The sequence below is a fragment of the Amycolatopsis sp. NPDC051716 genome (assembly GCF_040681595.1).
Lineage (GTDB): Bacteria > Actinomycetota > Actinomycetes > Mycobacteriales > Pseudonocardiaceae > Amycolatopsis.
Genome location: NZ_JBFAZA010000033.1, coordinates 59,948 through 76,915, shown reverse-complemented (window position 1 = coordinate 76,915; position 16,968 = coordinate 59,948). Strand labels below are relative to the sequence as shown.

13 protein-coding genes and 1 tRNA gene are annotated in these 16,968 nt (G+C 68.7%); 3 read left to right on the top strand and 11 right to left on the bottom strand.

From position 1 onward, the window contains the following. Positions 1–7: 7 nt before the first annotated feature. From AB0M30_RS35455 to AB0M30_RS35430, 6 genes are all read right to left on the bottom strand, one after another. Positions 8–1,501 carry a carboxylesterase family protein gene (locus tag AB0M30_RS35455; RefSeq protein WP_364593156.1) on the bottom strand — a complete coding sequence of 498 codons (1,494 nt, stop codon included), beginning with the start codon at positions 1,499–1,501 and terminating at the stop codon, positions 8–10. Next, entirely contained in the window at positions 1,501–2,922 is a 1,422-nt protein-coding gene (locus tag AB0M30_RS35450) for an ATP-binding protein (RefSeq protein WP_364593153.1), read from the bottom strand. The genes AB0M30_RS35455 and AB0M30_RS35450 overlap by 1 nt, the downstream gene beginning before the upstream one ends. After that, positions 2,919–4,571, bottom strand: a complete 1,653-nt coding sequence (locus AB0M30_RS35445; RefSeq protein ID WP_364593150.1) for an FAD-dependent oxidoreductase — start codon at positions 4,569–4,571, stop codon at positions 2,919–2,921. The genes AB0M30_RS35450 and AB0M30_RS35445 overlap by 4 nt, the downstream gene beginning before the upstream one ends. Positions 4,572–4,593: 22 nt before the next feature. Next, complete coding sequence (locus AB0M30_RS35440; protein WP_364593147.1) at positions 4,594–5,508, bottom strand: ribonuclease Z; 915 nt, start codon at positions 5,506–5,508, stop codon at positions 4,594–4,596. A gap of 9 nt (positions 5,509–5,517) precedes the next feature. Further along, complete coding sequence (locus AB0M30_RS35435; RefSeq protein ID WP_364593144.1) at positions 5,518–6,090, bottom strand: HdeD family acid-resistance protein; 573 nt, start codon at positions 6,088–6,090, stop codon at positions 5,518–5,520. Positions 6,091–6,220: 130 nt separating this feature from the next. Beyond that, positions 6,221–8,401: an RICIN domain-containing protein gene (locus tag AB0M30_RS35430; protein WP_364593141.1), complete on the bottom strand. Its 2,181-nt coding sequence runs from the start codon at positions 8,399–8,401 to the stop codon at positions 6,221–6,223. Positions 8,402–8,670: 269 nt separating this feature from the next. On the opposite strand from AB0M30_RS35430, the gene AB0M30_RS35425 reads away from it, so the two are divergent. Next, positions 8,671–8,743, top strand: a tRNA-Ala gene (locus tag AB0M30_RS35425). An 84-nt stretch (positions 8,744–8,827) separates the two neighbouring features. Here AB0M30_RS35425 and AB0M30_RS35420 read toward each other — a convergent pair. The 5 genes from AB0M30_RS35420 to AB0M30_RS35400 form a co-directional block, all read right to left on the bottom strand. Continuing rightward, positions 8,828–9,229 (bottom strand): hypothetical protein, encoded by a 402-nt coding sequence (locus tag AB0M30_RS35420; protein WP_364593138.1) that lies wholly within the window; start codon positions 9,227–9,229, stop codon positions 8,828–8,830. 538 nt (positions 9,230–9,767) lie between these two features. Then, positions 9,768–12,440 carry an RICIN domain-containing protein gene (locus AB0M30_RS35415; protein ID WP_364593136.1) on the bottom strand — a complete coding sequence of 891 codons (2,673 nt, stop codon included), beginning with the start codon at positions 12,438–12,440 and terminating at the stop codon, positions 9,768–9,770. 403 nt (positions 12,441–12,843) lie between these two features. Next, positions 12,844–14,388: an alpha/beta hydrolase gene (locus tag AB0M30_RS35410; RefSeq protein WP_364593133.1), complete on the bottom strand. Its 1,545-nt coding sequence runs from the start codon at positions 14,386–14,388 to the stop codon at positions 12,844–12,846. 158 nt (positions 14,389–14,546) lie between these two features. After that, positions 14,547–15,725: a CU044_5270 family protein gene (locus AB0M30_RS35405; protein ID WP_364593130.1), complete on the bottom strand. Its 1,179-nt coding sequence runs from the start codon at positions 15,723–15,725 to the stop codon at positions 14,547–14,549. Next, positions 15,718–16,326, bottom strand: a complete 609-nt coding sequence (locus AB0M30_RS35400) for a sigma-70 family RNA polymerase sigma factor (protein ID WP_364593127.1) — start codon at positions 16,324–16,326, stop codon at positions 15,718–15,720. Before AB0M30_RS35400 ends, AB0M30_RS35405 begins: the two co-directional genes overlap by 8 nt. 135 nt (positions 16,327–16,461) lie before the next feature. Between AB0M30_RS35400 and AB0M30_RS35395 the strand changes: the two genes are divergently transcribed. Both AB0M30_RS35395 and AB0M30_RS35390 read left to right on the top strand, forming a co-directional pair. Then, positions 16,462–16,788, top strand: a complete 327-nt coding sequence (locus tag AB0M30_RS35395; RefSeq protein WP_364593120.1) for a hypothetical protein — start codon at positions 16,462–16,464, stop codon at positions 16,786–16,788. A gap of 24 nt (positions 16,789–16,812) precedes the next feature. Further along, the gene (locus AB0M30_RS35390; RefSeq protein WP_364593117.1) at positions 16,813–16,947 is read left to right on the top strand and encodes a hypothetical protein; all 135 of its coding nucleotides are present in this window, start codon (positions 16,813–16,815) and stop codon (positions 16,945–16,947) included. Positions 16,948–16,968 lie beyond the last annotated feature (21 nt).

The following is a 16,968-nucleotide window of genomic DNA, read 5'->3' as shown; positions in this document are numbered from 1 at the left end:
AACGGTCTCAGGTCACCGGGAACCAGGTCCCGGACGCCCATTCCGTGTCGCCCCAGGCTTTTCGCTCGTCGGAGCGTGGATCGAGCACCAGATCGGTGTCTTCCCGGAAAACCAGCACCGGGCGCAGCTCCGGGCCGTAGGGCGGCCATTCGGGACCGTCCGCGTCCGCGACGCCGTCCCGGATGAACCGCACCCAGGCGCGGTGGATGAGCAGGGCCGCCCGCTCGCGCGCCGGATTCACGGCGGTCCCCTGCGCGGCCAAGGGAAGCGGGACCTTCCACGCCATCGTGGTCTCGGTGCCGTGGCCGCCGTCGAGCTGCTCGGGCACGCCGGGCGCGGCGATGTCGATCCGGTAGCGGTAAACGGGAGCGTGCGCGGACTGGGCGTCGGCGAGCCGCTGCGTCGGGATGCCGTACCGCTCGTCGCCCATCGCGGCGATCCGGGCGGCCTTCAGGTCAGGGACGCGGCGAAGGTACGTCTCGAGAAGCCGCGACGCACCGGAATCGCCGAGGATGCTCGTCAGCACACCGGACGCCGGAGCCGTTGCGACGTCGTCGCCGAGCATCAACGCGTACGTGCTGCCCTCGTTGCTGTTGCAGCCGATCAGCAGCGGAACCCCCGCCGCGCTCCCCCGCCGGATCGGCCCGATCGGCACCTCGGGCAGCACGCGCGGATGCAGCGTCGGGCGCCACAGCCACAGCGCCTGGAACCCGCTCAGGATCCGTTCCTGCGCCTCGACGAACTCCTTGGCCGGCAGCGACCGCAACGCGGCGATGTCGTGGCAGCCCACCTCGTCCAGCAGCCGCCGCGCCAGCGCCGTCCCGGCCTCCGGCGTCGCCACGTGGTCCGCGCCGCCGGAACTGCTGATGGCCTGCGCGAACAACCCCGCACCCAGCGGGCTGCCCAGCAGGTTCCCGACGCTCTTCGCGCCCGCGGAAACGCCGTAGACGGTGATCCGCGCGGGATCCCCGCCGAACGCGGAGACGTTGCGGCGCACCCACTTCAAGGCCTCGACCTGGTCGAGGAACCCGCAGACTCCGGCGTCCACTTCGGACTCGCCGAAGATCCCGGCGAGGTGCAGGAAGCCGAGCGAGCCGAGCCGGTAGTTGATCGTGACCACGACGACCCCGGCGCGCGCGAACTCTTCGCCGTCGCCCAGCTGCTCGCCGTGACCGACGCGGTAGCCGCCGCCGTGCAGCCAGAACAGCACCGGCCACCCGCCCTCGGGCGCGGGTCCCTCCGGCGTGCAGACGTTGAGGTACAGGCAGTCCTCGTCGCACACCGCGGCCGGGTTCATCGGGTCCGGCGACTGCATCGCGTGCGGCCCATACTCGGTGGCCACGTGCACGCCGCCGGACAGCGACGGCGGCTGCGGCGCCTTCCACCGCAGCTCGCCGACCGGCGGGCGGGCGTACGGAACCCCGCGCCAGACGCGGACGCCGTCACCCGCCAGCCCGACCAGCGCCCCGAGTTCGGTCGTGACCGTCGGGACGGAAGCCATCAGAGCGAGGCCTGCTCGACCGTCGGCAGGCAGACCTCGAACCGGGTGTTCCCCGGCTCGGATTCGACGCGCAGGTCGCCCTGGTGCCGTTCGACGACGATCTTCCACGAGATGTCCAAGCCGAGCCCGGTGCCCTCGCCGACCGGCTTGGTCGTGAAGAACGGCTCGAAGATCCGCGGCTTGATGTCCGCCGGGATGCCCGGGCCGGTGTCGCCGACCTCGACGCGGATCTGGTCGTCGACGCGCCACGTCCGCAGCGTCAACGTGCCCTCGCCCTTCATCGCGCCCAGGGCGTTGTCGATGATGTTCGTCCAGACCTGGTTCAGCTCGGCCGGGTACGCCGGGATCTTCGGCAGGCTGCGGTCGTACTCCTTGACGACGCGGATGCCGCCGCCGATCTTGCCCGACAGCATCACGAGCGTGGAGTCGAGGCCGTCGTGGACGTCGACCCACTGGTGCGGCGCCCGGTCCATCTGCGAGTACTGCTTGGCCTTGCCGACCAGCGCGGAGATCCGGGTCGTGGAGTCCTCGATCTCGCCCATCAGCATCTCGGTTTCGAGCGCGTAGGCGAGCCAGCGGACGGCGCCGTCGATGAAGGTGTCGCCCACCTGCTCGAGGACGTTGTCCAGGTCGGCCGTGGTCAGCCCGGCGCGGACGTAGATGTCGGCGAGGTCCCAGCCGCCGTCGATGCCGCGTTCGTCGAACCAGTCGCCGATCTCGTCCTCGCGGTCGGCCTGCTGCATCGCGGTCAGCTTCTCGGCCTGCACGACCTGCTTGACCAGGCGTTCCTGGACGTCGATGAGCTGGTAGAGCAGCTCCGGGTCGATGTCCTTCTTGGCCAGGAAGGCGAGCTTGTGCCGCATCCCGGCGACGCGTTCGCGCAGGGCGGACGTCGCCCGGACGGCGGCCGCGGCCGGGTTGTTCAGCTCGTGCGTCAGGCCGGCCGAGAGCTCGCCGAGCGCCAGCAGGCGGCGGCGGGAGCCGATCACCGTGTCGCTGTTGCGCCAGCCGAGGTACATGCCCTCGAGCAGGTGCGTCGCCATCGGGAACCACCTGCGGAACTCGGTGGAGAACTCCTTCGACGGCAGCGCCAGCAGCGTCAGGTCGCTCAGCGCCTGCACCGAAGCGCCGTAGCGGTGCTCGGCCTCCTGGTGCACGAAGAACTGGGTCGCGCCGAAGTAGGCGCCGCGCTGGTCGGACCGGTTCGTCTCGATCTCGGTGCCGCTGACCAGCCGCGTCATCCGGACGGCGCCGTTCAGGATCACGTAGAAGCAGGTCGCTTCGTCACCCTCGCGGATGACGAAGCTGTCGCCCTCGTACTCCTCGAGCACGGCGTTGGCGGCCACCCAGTCGAGCTGGTCTTCGGAAAGGCGTTCGAACAGGAAGAGGCCGCGAAGCTCTTCCCGCGGCAGTGCGCTCATTGTTCCTCCAGGTACCGGTGTACCAGCGTCACGGCCATCGCGCCCTCGCCGACCGCGGAGGCCACCCGCTTGACCGACTGCGACCGCACGTCACCGGCCACGAACACGCCGGGGATGGATGACTCGAGGTAGTGCGGATCACGGTCGAGCGACCAGCCGGCCGGCCGCTGCCCGGCGCTCAGCAGGTCCGGCCCGGTGCACACGAAGCCGTGCTCGTCGCGGTGGATGGCGTCACCGAGCCAGTCGGTGCGCGGGGCGGCGCCGATGAAGATGAACAGGTGCCCGGAGTCGACCGTCTCGGTGACGCCGTTCTCGCACAGCGTGAGCCGCTCGAGGTGGCCGTCGCCGTGCACCTCCTTGACGGTGGTGTGCGTGCGGACGTGGATGTTTTCGATCCCGGCGATCTGCTCGATCAGGTAGTGCGACATCGAGGACTCCAGCGACGCACCACGCACCAGGATCGTGACGTCGCTGGCGTGCCGGGAGAAGAACACCGCGGCCTGCCCGGCGGAGTTGGCGCCGCCGACGATGTAGACGTGCTCGCCCTTGCACTCGGGCGCCTCGGTCGCGGCCGAGCCGTAGTAGACGCCGCGGCCGGTGAGCTCCTCGATGCCGTCGGCCTCCAGGGCGCGGTAGTTGACGCCGCTGGCGAGGATCACCGAGTGCGCGGCGATCTCGCTGCCGTCGCCGAAGGTGATCACCCGCTGCGAACCGCGGGCCTCCAGGCCGACGACGTCGCGGGCGGTCAGCACCTCGGCGCCGAACTTCTGGGCCTGGCGCCGCGCGCGGTCGGTCAGCTGCGCGCCCGAGACGCCGTCGGGGAAGCCGAGGTAGTTCTCGATGCGTGAGCTGGTGCCGGCCTGGCCACCGGTGGCCTTCTTCTCGACGAGCACCGTGCGCAGGCCTTCGGAGGCGCCGTACACCGCGGCGCCGAGGCCGGCCGGGCCGCCGCCGATCACCACGAGGTCGTAGAACTCCTGGGCCGGCCGGGTCGACAAACCGACGGCGTCGGCGATCTCGCTGCCGGTCGGGTTCTTGAGGACGGTGCCGTCCGGCGTGACGACCACCGGGATGTCCTTGTCGGTCGCCTCCGCGGCCTGCAGGATCCGGCAGCCCTCGTCGTCGTCGACCGAGTACCAGCGGTACGGGACCGCGTTGCGCGCGAGGAAGTCCCGCAGGTGGAACGAGGGCGAGTTGTAGCGGTGGCCGATGAGCTTGACCTCCTCGACCGGCTTGTCGCCGACCGCCTTCCAGGTCTCGACCAGCGCGTCGATCACCGGGTAGAGCTTCTCCTCCGGCGGGTCCCACGGCTTGAGCAGGTAGTGGTCGACGTCGACGACGTTGATCGCCTGGATCGCGGCGTCGGTGTCGGCGTAGGCGGTCAGCAGGGCGCGGCGGGCGTGCGGGAACAGGTCCATCGCCTTCTCGAGGAAGGCGATCCCGTCCATCTGCGGCATCCGGTAGTCGGCGAGGATCGCCGCGACGGCGTCGCCGCGCAGCTTGATCTCGCGCAGCGCGTCGAGGGCGTCCGGGCCGGAGTCGGCGCGGATGACGCGGTAGTCCTTGCCGTAGCGGCGCCGCAGGTCACGGGCGACCGAGCGGGACACGGCGGGATCGTCGTCGACGGTCATCAGGATCGGCTGGCTCACGAGATGCAGCCTACGGCGCTTCTCACACCGTTGGGAAAGACCGCCGTTTCGGCACCTGGACCCGCTCCAGGTCCTGCGCCACGACGATCTCGCCGTCGAACTCGGCTCGCGCTTCCGCCGCGAAGCGCTCCGGATCGGGGTAGCGCTGCGAGAAGTGCGTCAGGACGAGCTGCCGGACACCGGACTCTGCGGCCACTCGCGCCGCCTGCTGCGCGGTCAGGTGGCCGAAGTCCTTCGCCAGGGAAGTGTCCTCGGCGAGGAAGGTCGACTCGATCACGAGGGTGTCGGCGTTTTCGCTGAGGGCGTACACCGCGTCGCACAGCCGGGTGTCCATCACGAACGCGAACCGCTGGCCGGACCTCGGCGTGCTGACGTCCTCGATTTTCGTGTCTCCCAGGCGCCCCTCCCGCTGGAGCCGGCCGACGTCCGGGCCCGCGATGCCGCGCTCGCGCAGCCGCTCGGGGAGCATGGTGCGGCCGTCGGGCTCGGTCAGCCGGTAGCCGAACGCCTCGACGGGATGGCTGAGGCGCCTGGCCTCGAGGGTGAGCTTGCCGGTCGCGATCGGGCCGTCCTCGGCGATCGGGTGTTCCCGCAGGTCGGCCTGCTCGTAGAAGGCCGTCGCGTGCCGCATGCGTTCGAAGTAGTGCGCGCCGGACGCCGGGAAGTGGGCGTGGACCGGGTGGCCGACCTTGTCCAGCGACAGCCGCTGGATCACCCCGGGCAGGCCGAGGCTGTGGTCGCCGTGGAAGTGCGTGATGCAGATGCGCGTGATGTCCGTGGCGGCCACGCCGGCTCGCAGCATCTGCCGCTGGGTGCCTTCGCCGGGGTCGAAGAGGATACCCTCGCCGTCCCAGCGCAGGAGGTAGCCGTTCTGGTTGCGGTGGCGCGTGGGCACCTGGCTCGCGGTGCCCAGCACCACCAGTTCGCGGGTCGACACTCCCGCACGTTACTCAGTTCGGGCGTCTCCCGTTCCCAGCTTGCGCAGCCGGAAGGCCAGTACCAGCAGCACGATGCCGTAGATGAGGGCGTAGATGCCGACGAGCAGCGCGATGCCGTACGCGCCGGCGATGGGGTTGATCACGATGAGGACGCCCGCGATCAGCGAGATCGCGCCGGCCAGGATGAGGAACGCCTCGCCGCGGATCTGCTTGCGCAGCCGGATCGCCGCGGCGATCTCGGCGATGCCGGTGATGATCGCCCAGAAGCCGACCAGCAGGGCCAGCAGCAGGACGGTGATGCCCGGCCAGACCAGGACGAGGATCCCGGCGACGATGCCGAGCGCGCCGAGGACGCCGTAGGCCACCCGGTGCCCGGTGTCACCCGGGCGGAAGGCCTGCATCAGGCCGCCGATGCCGTCGACGATCGCGTACACGCCGTACAGGATCGCCAGGGCGAGCACGGTGACGCCGGGCCAGATCAGGGCGAAGAGCCCGAAGAGCACGGCGAACCCGCCGCGGACGGCGGCGATCGGCCAGGCTTTGCGGGGTTCGACGACGGTGAACGCTGCGAAGGAGGTCATCTGCCGCTCCCGGATAGAGGGACTCCAGTATCGCGACGACTACCCCGTCCGGCTCCCGGAACACCCCATTCGGGGGTAGCGGCGAAGGACCGGCGTGCGCCGCGGCCGCCACCACGGCGCACGCCGGTGCTCAGGGGTAACTCACCAGGTCGACGGCCTTGGTCCCGGACGGCGTCGCCGGGCCGGTGTTGTTGATCACGTGCGTGATCGTGCCCTGGTAGTTGAGCGAGACGGTCACCATGTCGTGGAACCGGACACCCGGCGTGTTCGGCGCCTCGTACGCGTGCGCGCTGGCGACGGACGGGTTGGTGCTGAAGTAGCAGTAGCTGCCCAGGCCCCAGGCCTCGTGGCTGGTGACGTTCGGGCCGACCTTGTAGGCGGAGAAGCCCGGCGTCGAGCCGTTCATCCAGCTCGCCTGGTTCGGCACGTCGTAGGGCATTTCGTTCTGGAAGAAGTAGGTCCGGCCGCCGTTGCCGTTCCAGACCACCTGCGTCTTCTGGTAGTGCTCGACGAAGAGGCCGTACATCGTGACGTCGTTGCCGTTGACGACGAGCCCGGTGTCGGCGGTGTTGGTGGTCCAGCCGACGTACTCGTCGCGCTCGGCGTGGTCGGCGCGCCAGATCCACATGTGGTCGCCGATGACGTTGCTGCTGTTGACGACCAGGCTGTTCGTCGCCTTGCCGACGGCGGCGCCACCGATCCGGAAGAAGACGTCGTGCAGCGACGTCGGGTTCGCCGCGTGGTTCGCGGCCGAGCCGGCCGGGCCGACCTGCATCAGCGTGTTCGAGCTGGTCGTGCCGGCGTCGATGAGCAGGCCGGCGACCTTGACGCCGTCGACGTCGTCCACGGTCATCGCGGTGATGCCGTTGTCCGGGACCAGCGTGGCGATGCCGAGGCCGAGCACGACGGTGTCCGGACGGGTGACGCGCAGCGTCTGGTTCAGGTGGTAGACCCCGGGCGTGACCAGCAGGTTCTTGCCGGCGGCGAGCGCGGCGTTCATGTCCGCGGCGGTGGCGCCGGGCTTGGCGATGTAGAACTGGCCGATCGGGACCGACGTGCCCGGCGCGGTGCCGTTCGCCCAGCTCGTGCCGGACGCGTTGGTCTTCACACCCGGGACGAAGACCTGGTAGTTGCCGGCGCCGTCGATGGAGAGGAAGGGCTTTTCGCGCACGACCGGCGTCTGGCCGACGGTCGTGTAGGGCGGCGCCGGGAAGGTGTTGGCGGGTGCGCCCTGGACCCCGGCGAAGACCATGTTCCAGTTCGAGCCGTTCCAGCTGCCGAACTGCGAGTTGCGGGAGATCCACTGCTGCTGCGAGCCGGAGCGGACCTGGCCGTCGATCTTCGTGTCGGAGATCCAGCCGCCGCTGGCCCAGCCGCCGTCGTCGAGCTGCAGGTCGCCGCGGACGTGCATGCGGCGGTAGGGCGCGGCCTGGCTGACCGCCCACCGGTCGGCGCCCCCGTTCGGGTTCACGGACAGGTTCTCGGCGCCCCGCCAGAAGTTCTGCGTGGCGTTCTGCGGCGGGAACCAGTCGGCCTCGACGTGCACGGCGCCGTTGATCGTGACGGCGTCGGGGCTCAGGCCGAGGCCCAGCACCTGCGTGTAGAAGCCGACGTTGACGTCGTTGGCGTAGGTGCCGGGCTTGAACATGACGGCGTAGCGCTGGCTGCCGAACTGGTTGCGTTCCTGCTGGCCGAAGATGCTGTTGAGCCGGCTTTGGATGGTCGAGCTCGGCATGGACGGGTCGAAGATCACCACGTTCGGGCCGAAGTCGGGCTGCCCGGGCTGGCTCGTGTTCACGGGGGCCAGCATGAAGGACTGGGCGGCGGTGCCGTTGCAGGCGTACTGCTGGAGCTGCACGTCGGCGGTGGAGGCGCCGGGGACGTCGAGGCACTTCCCGCTGTTGCGGCTGACGAAGTGGTACCGGTTGTTTCCTTCATCGACGGCCTGCCACTGCTGGTTGGCGCCGCCTCCGTAGGTCCAGAGCTGGAGCAGGCCACCATCGGCGGTCGAGACATCCGCGACATCCCAGGCGGCGGCCGGGTTGGTGCGGGCGTTGATCCGGAAGTAACCGTCCCCGGTGGACTGGAACTGCCACTGCTGCGACGCGGTCTGGTTGCAGGCGTACTGCTGGACAACGGTCCCATCGGCCGCCCCAGCACCCCGCGCATCGACGCACTTCCCACTGTTCCCGGCGGCGACGGTGTACCACCCATCCGGGGTCACGGCAGCGTTGGCTGCCGTCGGTGTCGTCATGCTTCCGACCAGGACCGACGCTGCCGCGAGCAGCGTCATCACCCGCCGTCTCGTCATCGAAGCCTCCTCTGCCGCGCACGCGGCGTCATCGAGAGGTGTGCCCGAGTTGAAGACGCGGCGTAACGGGCGGGGACCTCGGCGTCACAACCGCGCAAAATGTAACGGCGGCCACAGCGAGACGTCAATACAGGACTAAAAATAAGGTGTGAACGTGCTGGTCAGCGGGTTGTGGATCGCTTCGGGGGGTTGCGGGGACCCCCGCGTGGAGGGGGCCTGGGCGGGGTGTAATGTATGTGCATACGAGATGCGGAGCTCAGCTTCGCCTCGGGGCTATGGCGCAGCTGGTAGCGCACCTCACTGGCAGTGAGGGGGTCAGGGGTTCGAGTCCCCTTAGCTCCACATCGTGAGGAACCCCTTCGTTTCAGCCTTCCTGGCTGGTCGGAGGGGTTTTCTGCATTCCGGGTTCGATCAGCAGTGATCAACTTACGGCGGGGCCGCGGTGTGCCAGCGCCGCTCGAGGTCGTCGAGCAGCCGCTGCTCGACCTCCGGGGCGACGTGGGAGTAGGTCTCGATGACCCGGTTGTCCAGGTGGTGCCCGAGCCGACGAGCCTGGGCGATCTCCGGCGCACCGTCCGCGATCATCCAGGTCTTGGGGCTGTGCCGCAGCCCATGGAAAGTCAACCCGGGCCGGACCGCCGCGCAGCCCGCCTTCGTCCCGGACGCCTCGCTGCCGTCGACCGCCGGGCGGAAGACGCGCCGCAGGAACGTCGAGCGCCATAACCACGTCCCGCTCGGCGGTGCTGCGCGAGATGCTCGCGCAGCAGCGCGACCAGGAACGGCGGCAACGCGATCTTCCGCGCCGAGGCCCCAGACACCACCACGCATGCCGTTTTTACGACAAACTCCTGAAGTGGCGGACGACCATGCACTTTTCGTGCTTCGAGGATCATGGTTGTGACCTTGTCGGGCACTTTGTCGAACAGCATCCGCCGGCGCCAAGCCGCGAGCCGTCCCGGAAACGCTCCGGCATGCCAGGTCGCGCGCCAGCCAGTCCACTAGATCGGCGAGCGCGGATTCAATTTCCGGCGATCTTCTCGGGACAACTGATCCGCTGCGACGGGCACTGGTTCGCGTTCCGCTCCTTTGGCCACTTGAAACCGTCCGGAGCAAGGGGCCGACTCCCCCGGGTGCCCGCGCATTGGAGCCACGACGCTCGTCCTGGCCGTCGCCGCCGTGCTCAACGCCAGCGTCGGTTTGCCCGCCACCTCCACTCCAACCCGACCAGCCACCTCACCCACCGAGGGCTCACGTTGAAAGCGAGCCAAATCCGGATGAGGCGGGCGAGGAAGGCGACGCACTACTGACGGGGCTGGCCGTATAGCGGTCGACGCCGCGGCAGCAGGCGAGAAAACGGTTCGTCCGGTCAGGCCCGGTTCAGTTGCCATTGCTGGTTGGCCCCGCCATTGGCGGCCCACTGCACGACCTGCGCCCCGTCGCTCGTCGCCGCACCGTTGACGTCCGCCACCAGTCCGCTGTCGTGGCTGACGATGGTGTAGTAGCCGTTGCCGGTGGACCGCAGGTACCACATCTGGTTGGTGCCGCCGTTGGCCGTCCACTGCTGCAGTTGCAGCCCGGCCGTGCTGCTGTTGGCGTTGACGTCGAGCACCTTTCCGCTCGGGACGTACTGGAGGGTGTAGGAGCCGTCGGCGGTCGTGGCGATGGTCCAGGTGGCGGTGCCGCTCTGCTGGACCACCTTGGCACCGTCCGCGGTGGAGTTGCCCGCGACAGCGAGCGGCTTGCCGCTGTTGCGGTTGACGATGCGGTAAGTGCCCGGCGCGGGTCCGTCTCCGCCGCCTCCGGCGAGGTTGAAGTACTCCACCGCGTCGGTGAAGACGGGGCTACCGGACTTCGTGGTCGACAGCTGCAGGTACACGCGGTTGCCGGTGGCCGGGGTGGTGAAGGACACCGGCTGGGTGACCCGCGAGCCGAGCGGGACGGTCAGGGTCGCGCTTCCGGACGCGACGACCGCGCCGTCCGGCGCGTCGAGCCGCGCCGTCCAGGTGAAGCCCACCGAAGTGTCGGCGAAGTCGTCGTTGAAGACGGTGATGTTGCGGGTGACCGTGGCGTTCCGGGCGTAGTTGGGCACGGCCTGCGGCAGCGGGAAGGTGCCGTTCGAGTCCGAGGCGCCGGATGCGGACCAGTACGGGAGGTCGACCGCCGCCACCGGGTTGTACGCCGCCTGTACGCGCTGGATCTGCGGGTTGCTCCAGGGGGCCGGGAGGTTGTCCGCGCCGTAGATGGGGTGGCCGCCCTCCTCCGGGGTGAAGTCGGTGGTCCGCACTCCGGGCACGACGCTGGCCCAGGCGGACAGCAGGGTATACGGACGCAGGTCGGTGGCGTTCTTGCCGCGCTTGGCCAGGGTCGCCGTGGCGAACCACTCGAAGCCCTGCTTGTTGTTGCACGCCGGCCAGATGAACTCGCCCTCGCCGTCGGGCCGACCATTCGCGGTGACCACGCCCTCCCCGTACCTGCCGAAGCCGTCGATGTAGTGCGAGATCACCGCGAAGTTGGGGTACGTCATCCCGGGGTAACTGTTGACATTCGCGCCGACGCCCAGCTCGGCAATGACCGGCCGGGTGCCGTCGGCGCCGTTCATCGCCGCGTACAGGTCCTTCTCGAACTGTTCGGAATCCTGGCCGCTCTGGTTCGGCTCGTTGTTCTGACTCCAGCGGATGACCGCGGGGTGGTTGCGGTCGCGCAGGACCAGCGCACGGGCGTGGTTGACCATGTTGTCGTGCCCGGCGATCCAATCCTGCCCGGACTGGGAGCCGCGAATCGCGACCTCGTCGATGACCATCAGACCCATCTCGTCGGCGACATCCAACATGTACGGGCTTGCGGGCTCCTGGTGGACGCGTATCACGTTGTAGTTAAGGCGCTGGTAGTTGTCCACCGTCTGCGGCCAGCCGCCGTTGTTCGACGAAGGGGGCAGGAAGCCGGGCAGGGTGTCGTAGGCGTCGCCCTTGCCGCCGTTGTTGATCCGGTCGTAGTCGGCACCCTGCAGGTTGTCGCCGCGGAAGTTCACGCGCACGCCGTTGAGGTAGTAGTAGTCACCGTTCTGGGTGGCCTCCCGGAACCCGAACCGGTACGTGGCGTCGCTGGTGTGCCCGTCATCGGTGACGGCATGCACAGTCAGCCCGTGCAGCTGCGCCCGGTACCCCGGCCGGTACGGCACGTTGGGCCACCAGTACGAGGTGCTGTCGAGGTTCCACGCGACCGGCCCGACGGTCACGGTCGCGGTCGAGTGGGCCGCCACGGTGACCGTACGGCTGGGCAGTTCGGGGTAGCTGAAAGCCGTTCCGTTGGTGGACGACAGCGACCCGGTCAACGTCACCGACCGGGAGCTGCCCGACGTGTTGCGCACCGACACGTCGTAGCTCAACGTCTTGTTCGCCACTGACGTCCGCACGAATGTGTCGCTGACGGACACCGCCGGGTACGTCCGCAGGAACGCCGAACGGTAGATCCCCTGGGGGACCGCCTCGGACCACTCGGCGGCGTCGGGCACCAGGTACCGGCCGTTCGACGCCTTCAACGCGCCGCGGCCCTTCACGTCGACGCTGATCGTGTGGGTGCTGCCGGGGGCCGCGTAGGCGGTGATGTCGAAATTCGACGGCGTGAACGACGTGGTCTGCGTCGCCACCACCCGGCCGTCGACCGACAGCGTCGCTTGGTGGTTGACCGCCCCGAACTCGATCCACGTCGACTGCGGCTGACCCGAGTCGGGCACGGTGATGGTGCGCGAGTACACCGCCTCGTTCACGTCGGTGAAGCCCTGCTTGTACCAGCCGCCACCGGGCACGGTGATCGAGGTCGCCCCCCGGCCCGTCGGCGTGAAACTCCACGTCCCGGCCAGGTCGACCGAGGCGATCGCGGCGGCGCCGGCAGCTGCGGCCGCGGGGGCCGGCTGTGTTGCGACGGCCGGCTGTCCTGCGGCGGCGGGTTGTACCGTGTCGATGATCGCGAGGAGTGTGGCGCAGGCCAGCGCTGCGCGGGCGAAGCGCCGGGATAGCGTGCGAGGGCGGTTCTGACGCATCAAGAAACCCCTTTCGCGGGTGTCGCGTCTACGGTGATACACCGATCATCGGACCCATCGTCACTACCCGACGAGATCGCCGAAGGCAGAGGTCCACTATGGACTCGGCTGCCGGCGCCATGCCCGCGGAGCAGGGCATCGGTCGGTAAGCAATCGTGTTCGAACCGGTTCGACAGAACGATAAGCGGGGTCGGCTCGTGGTGTCAAACACGTCTATGGCTTGCGACGAAAGAAGAGCGCGATCCCGTGAAACTTTCAAAGAAGAGCGCAATCCCGGGAAATTTTCAGGCTGCAACCGGGTGCCCCGCCGTCGGGGTGTCTGCAGGCGAGCCAGTTCGGCTCGCGTCCCGGTTGCGCGGGTAGGCCCGCGCCCGGATGACGCGGCCCCCCTTGCCTGGCAGCTCTATCGTTGTCTTACCGGCGGTGAACCCGGCAGCGTGGCCGGGCGAGCCGTCCCAGCGTCACCTGTGGTCGGCCATTCGGCGGGACAGTGGGTGCCGGGGGCCGGCGTGTGGAGGGTGAGCAGGTAGGTGTCGACCGCCGCACGCACGCAGGAACTGAGCCGGTAAGTGCCGTGTCCGGTGCCGTCGTAGGCAAGAAGGGTGGACGTCGGCAGTTGAGCGGCGACGGACCGCGCCCACTGGTACGGGGTGGCCACGTCATGGATGCTGTTGGTCATCAGGATCGGAGGTGCCTGAGTGACATGGAGCCGGTGTTGGGGGTTGTTCACCTGACCGCCCCAGCCCAGACATCCGGTGAGCTGGGTGTAGAACGGGCTGAGACGGGTGTGCGGGGCGACGACCTCTGACCGTTTCCGGTACGCCGACAGGGCGGCAAAGCTGTCGACCTCGTTCCATTTCCAGTCACCGCACCAGATCGGCAGTTCACTGCGGGCTCCCGGATCCTGCGACTGGGCGCGAAGCGACCCGGGAGTGCCGTCGGCGAGCGACTTGAGCCAGTCCGCCAGCTCGGGCCACCCGGCCGGGTCGTACATGAAGGGGTACAGGACCTCCTCACGGAGCTGGGCGACCGACAGGGCGTAGCTGCTCCCGGGACGGGTCAGCTTCCCCGCAGTCGCCTTGGCGTAGAGATCGTCCCAGAGGGCCAGCACGTCGCGGTTGTGCAGCGAGCAGGCAGGGGTGCGCCGGCACCAGGCCGCGAAGTCGGTGAAGGAATCCTCGAACGCCCGGTTCTGGGGGACGAGGAAACCCATGGTGCCCACGCTGTGGTCCAGATTGGAATCCAAGGCCAACGCGCGCAGGTGCTCACCGAACAGTTCGGCGTACTGCTGGCCGATCTGGGTGCCGTAGGACTTGCCGTAATAGCTGATCTTGTCCTCGCCCAGTGCCTGCCGCAGCGCGTCCACGTCCCGTACCACACTGGTCGTGTCAGCGTGATCGGCCAAGGGTCCGCTGTACTGCACACAACTGCGGCCCAAGCGGTCGTTGTGATCGAGCATGCCGCGGTAGTCCGGCTCGGTTTCCGGATAGAAATCGACCCAGTCGTTCAGCACGGCATCGTCGCAGGTGAGCTGGGCACTGCGTGCCACGCCACGCGGATCGAACCCGATGACGTCGAAGTTGTCCGCGAGGGACTGCGACATGACGTGGTTTTCGATGATGTCGGTCGCGAAGTCGACCCCGGAACCACCCGGCCCACCGGGGTTGACGATGAGCACGCCCTTGCGCTGCTGGGGTTTGGCGGCTTTCCCCCGAACGACGGAGATCGGTGTCGTCGGCCCGGCGGGTGCGCTCCAGTCGATCGGCATCGGCACGGTCGCGCAGTCCAGCGCCGGGTGCGCATCGCATGCCTGCCAGTGAATGGACGAAGCCGGACGGGTCACCCCCGTGGGCGTGGCCCCAGGTGTCACCGCCACAGCTGGATCGGCCACGCCGACGAGGGCTATCACTGCTCCCACCGTCACCGTCATGCCGTTCAGTCGCCCCATGTTAATCCCTTCTGCCATTAACATTGCCATTAATCGGGATGACGCCCTGATCGTCTTGGATGGTTGCGCGACTGCCCGGAATGACGGCGCGAATTGGTGGACCCGGCGCCCGCCCAGGAGCGAGTGCCGGGTCCACTCTGGTCGGCCTCGTGGGCCGGTCAGTTTCCCGCTGGAACGGTCCCCGCCTGGTCGGTGATGGCGGTGCGGACCGAACTGTAGGAGGTCACGGTGTCGGCTTTGATGCCTTCGATCCCCGCGTCGCCTCCCGGCGTGAACTGGGTCGTCCGCTCCCCGATGAACTCGCCGGTGTCGCAATCGACGATGATGTCGTAGAGATAGGTACCGTCCGGGGGCGTGACACCCAGGGCGACACCCTTGCGGCCGTTGAGGTTCGCCACCTGCGCGGTGATCTTCAACCCGGGAACCTTGGCCACCGCACGGTACACCGCTTCCTTGAGATCGGCGGGTACGACACCGGTCTTCAGCAGAGTGGCCGCGACCGCCAGCACACCGCCGCCGCGGGGCTTGTTCGCCAGATAGGGATCCTTGAGCATGAGGTCGTAGAGCTGTTGCGGGTCGCGGGGCAAGTCGGCCAGCTGCTGTTTGGTGGGTGCGCTCCATTCGCCGGCGCCCCGGCCGGCGAAGATCAACGCTTTCTCGGGGAACTGGCCACCCCGCGCGCGCCACTCACCGGACTGACGGATTCCGTTTACGTTCTGGCCCTCGGTGGTGGTGGCGGTTTGCTCGTTGCCCAGCAGCCACTGCTTGTTCCCCGTCTGCCCGATCTTGAGCAGCCATTCACTGTCGAAGTCGCTCGGCTGCCAGATCTGCCTCAGCTCTTCGGCGAGGAAAGCGAACTGGTGCTCTTGGCTGGCGACCAGGTACCAGCCACGGGTCTCGGTGTACCGGAATTTCCCCGCGGGAATGGGTGCCTCGCCCGTGACATGGATCATGTCGGCCGCTTTGTCCAGGGCCTGCTGCACCGACGCGAATTTCACCGCCGGCACCGACGACGTCGGCTGGGCCGAGGGGGCACCGTGGTCTCCGCCGGTGCTCGCCACGGTGGCGCCGACGGCAACGACCACTACCGCGGCGGCCGCCGCGCTGAGCCACCAGCGCCGTCCGGCGGGGAGCCCAGGCTTTCGTGCCGGCTCGGTCACCGGGTCGGTGTCGGCCACCAGGGTGTCCCTTCCTTCGAGTGAGCGCACTGCGTTCAACAGCGTGTTTCGTGCCTCGGCCAGGGGCTGCCGGTTGGCGAGTTCGCCGGGGCGCATCAAGATCAGCCCTTCGTCCAGCTCTTCGTCGGTCCACAAGCGGTGGACGTTGTCCTCAGTCATCGGCCTGTACTCCTTCCTCATCGAGCGCAGAGCTGGATGCCGCGGAAGCCCTCAGCAAGCGCCGGGTCCGGTGCAAGCGGGAGCGCACAGTGCCGGCGGGAACACCGAGCGTCTCGCCGATCTCGGTCGGCGTCAGTTCCGCCCAACTGGTCAGCAGCAGCACGTCCAGATCGCTCGGCGAGAGTTCCGCCAACGCCCTGGCCAGGTGCTGCACCCGGGTCTGCGCGTCGATCCGTTCGGCCACCCGATCGGCATGCCCGTGCACAACCCGCCTGCTGTGCTCGTGCGCGGCCAGGTGCAACTGCTTGCGTTGGGCAGCGACCTCGTTGCGGACCTCCGTACGCAGGAGGTTCGTCGCGATACCGAACAGCCAGGACCGCGCGCTTCCTCGCTCGGCGTCGTAGCGGTCGCGCTGCTGCAACGCGATCAGGAACGTCTCGCTGAGCAGGTCACCGGCAATGTCGGCACCGATCCTCCCGACCAGATAGCGGTGCAGGACCGCGGCATGCTCGTCGAACAGACGCCGGAAAGTCTCCTCGAGATCACCGCGACGCAGGTCAGGCCGATCACCACCGCTTGCCGGAGTTGATTGCCGCGTCATAGTCACAGCAAGTATTGGGTTTGCGCGGCGGTAGCGTTGCACGCGAAGTGGGTCACCCACGTATCCGCCTTCTGGTGGCCGGCGTTCGATCGAGGAGCCATCCGGTCGCCGGCTCGGGCTGCCGAGAAGATGGAGGTGGCGAACCAGGTCGGACACGGTTCTGGTGCTGGCCGGACGGCGGACGGAGGTGCCGGAACGGTACGCGCTCGCGAACCGATCTCGATCACCCGAGCAGAGTACGTCGATCCGCCCACGTGCAAGAAGAACTGCTCCAGCTCGGGCCTCGCCGGCTCCTCGGCGAACGTCCGGTACGCCTCGGCCTGTTCACCGGCGTACGCCTCCGCACTCCGGCGACCTGCAAACCCCGGCGCGGCCCGAAGCCGGCAAAAGATCCTCACGCCGCAGGTGGCGCCGCGCGGCAGGCTGCACACCACCGGGCAACTGATCATGGCCGGGCCGTGACAGGACGACTCCGGGGCGCTGCTGGTGTTCCGCGCCGACCACTCCAAGATGGACGCGATCATGGCCGCCGACCCGTACTACACCACGCCTGGCGTGACCGTCGCCGCGCTGCGGCGCTGGCAGCCGGTCGTCGGCGACGCGCTGCCTCACCGGCACTGAAACCGCGCCGGGTCACACTGT

Excerpts from the sequence above, each read along its gene's own strand:
- AB0M30_RS35455 (WP_364593156.1), bottom strand. The coding sequence starts at position 1,501 with ATGGCTTCCGTCCCGACGGTCACGACCGAACTCGGGGCGCTGGTCGGG.
- AB0M30_RS35450 (WP_364593153.1), bottom strand. The coding sequence starts at position 2,922 with ATGAGCGCACTGCCGCGGGAAGAGCTTCGCGGCCTCTTCCTGTTCGAA.
- AB0M30_RS35435 (WP_364593144.1), bottom strand. The coding sequence starts at position 6,090 with ATGACCTCCTTCGCAGCGTTCACCGTCGTCGAACCCCGCAAAGCCTGG.
- AB0M30_RS35430 (WP_364593141.1), bottom strand. The coding sequence starts at position 8,401 with ATGACGAGACGGCGGGTGATGACGCTGCTCGCGGCAGCGTCGGTCCTG.
- AB0M30_RS35420 (WP_364593138.1), bottom strand. The coding sequence starts at position 9,229 with ATGCGTGGTGGTGTCTGGGGCCTCGGCGCGGAAGATCGCGTTGCCGCC.
- AB0M30_RS35415 (WP_364593136.1), bottom strand. The coding sequence starts at position 12,440 with ATGCGTCAGAACCGCCCTCGCACGCTATCCCGGCGCTTCGCCCGCGCA.
- AB0M30_RS35410 (WP_364593133.1), bottom strand. The coding sequence starts at position 14,388 with ATGGGGCGACTGAACGGCATGACGGTGACGGTGGGAGCAGTGATAGCC.
- AB0M30_RS35405 (WP_364593130.1), bottom strand. The coding sequence starts at position 15,725 with ATGACTGAGGACAACGTCCACCGCTTGTGGACCGACGAAGAGCTGGAC.
- AB0M30_RS35400 (WP_364593127.1), bottom strand. The coding sequence starts at position 16,326 with ATGACGCGGCAATCAACTCCGGCAAGCGGTGGTGATCGGCCTGACCTG.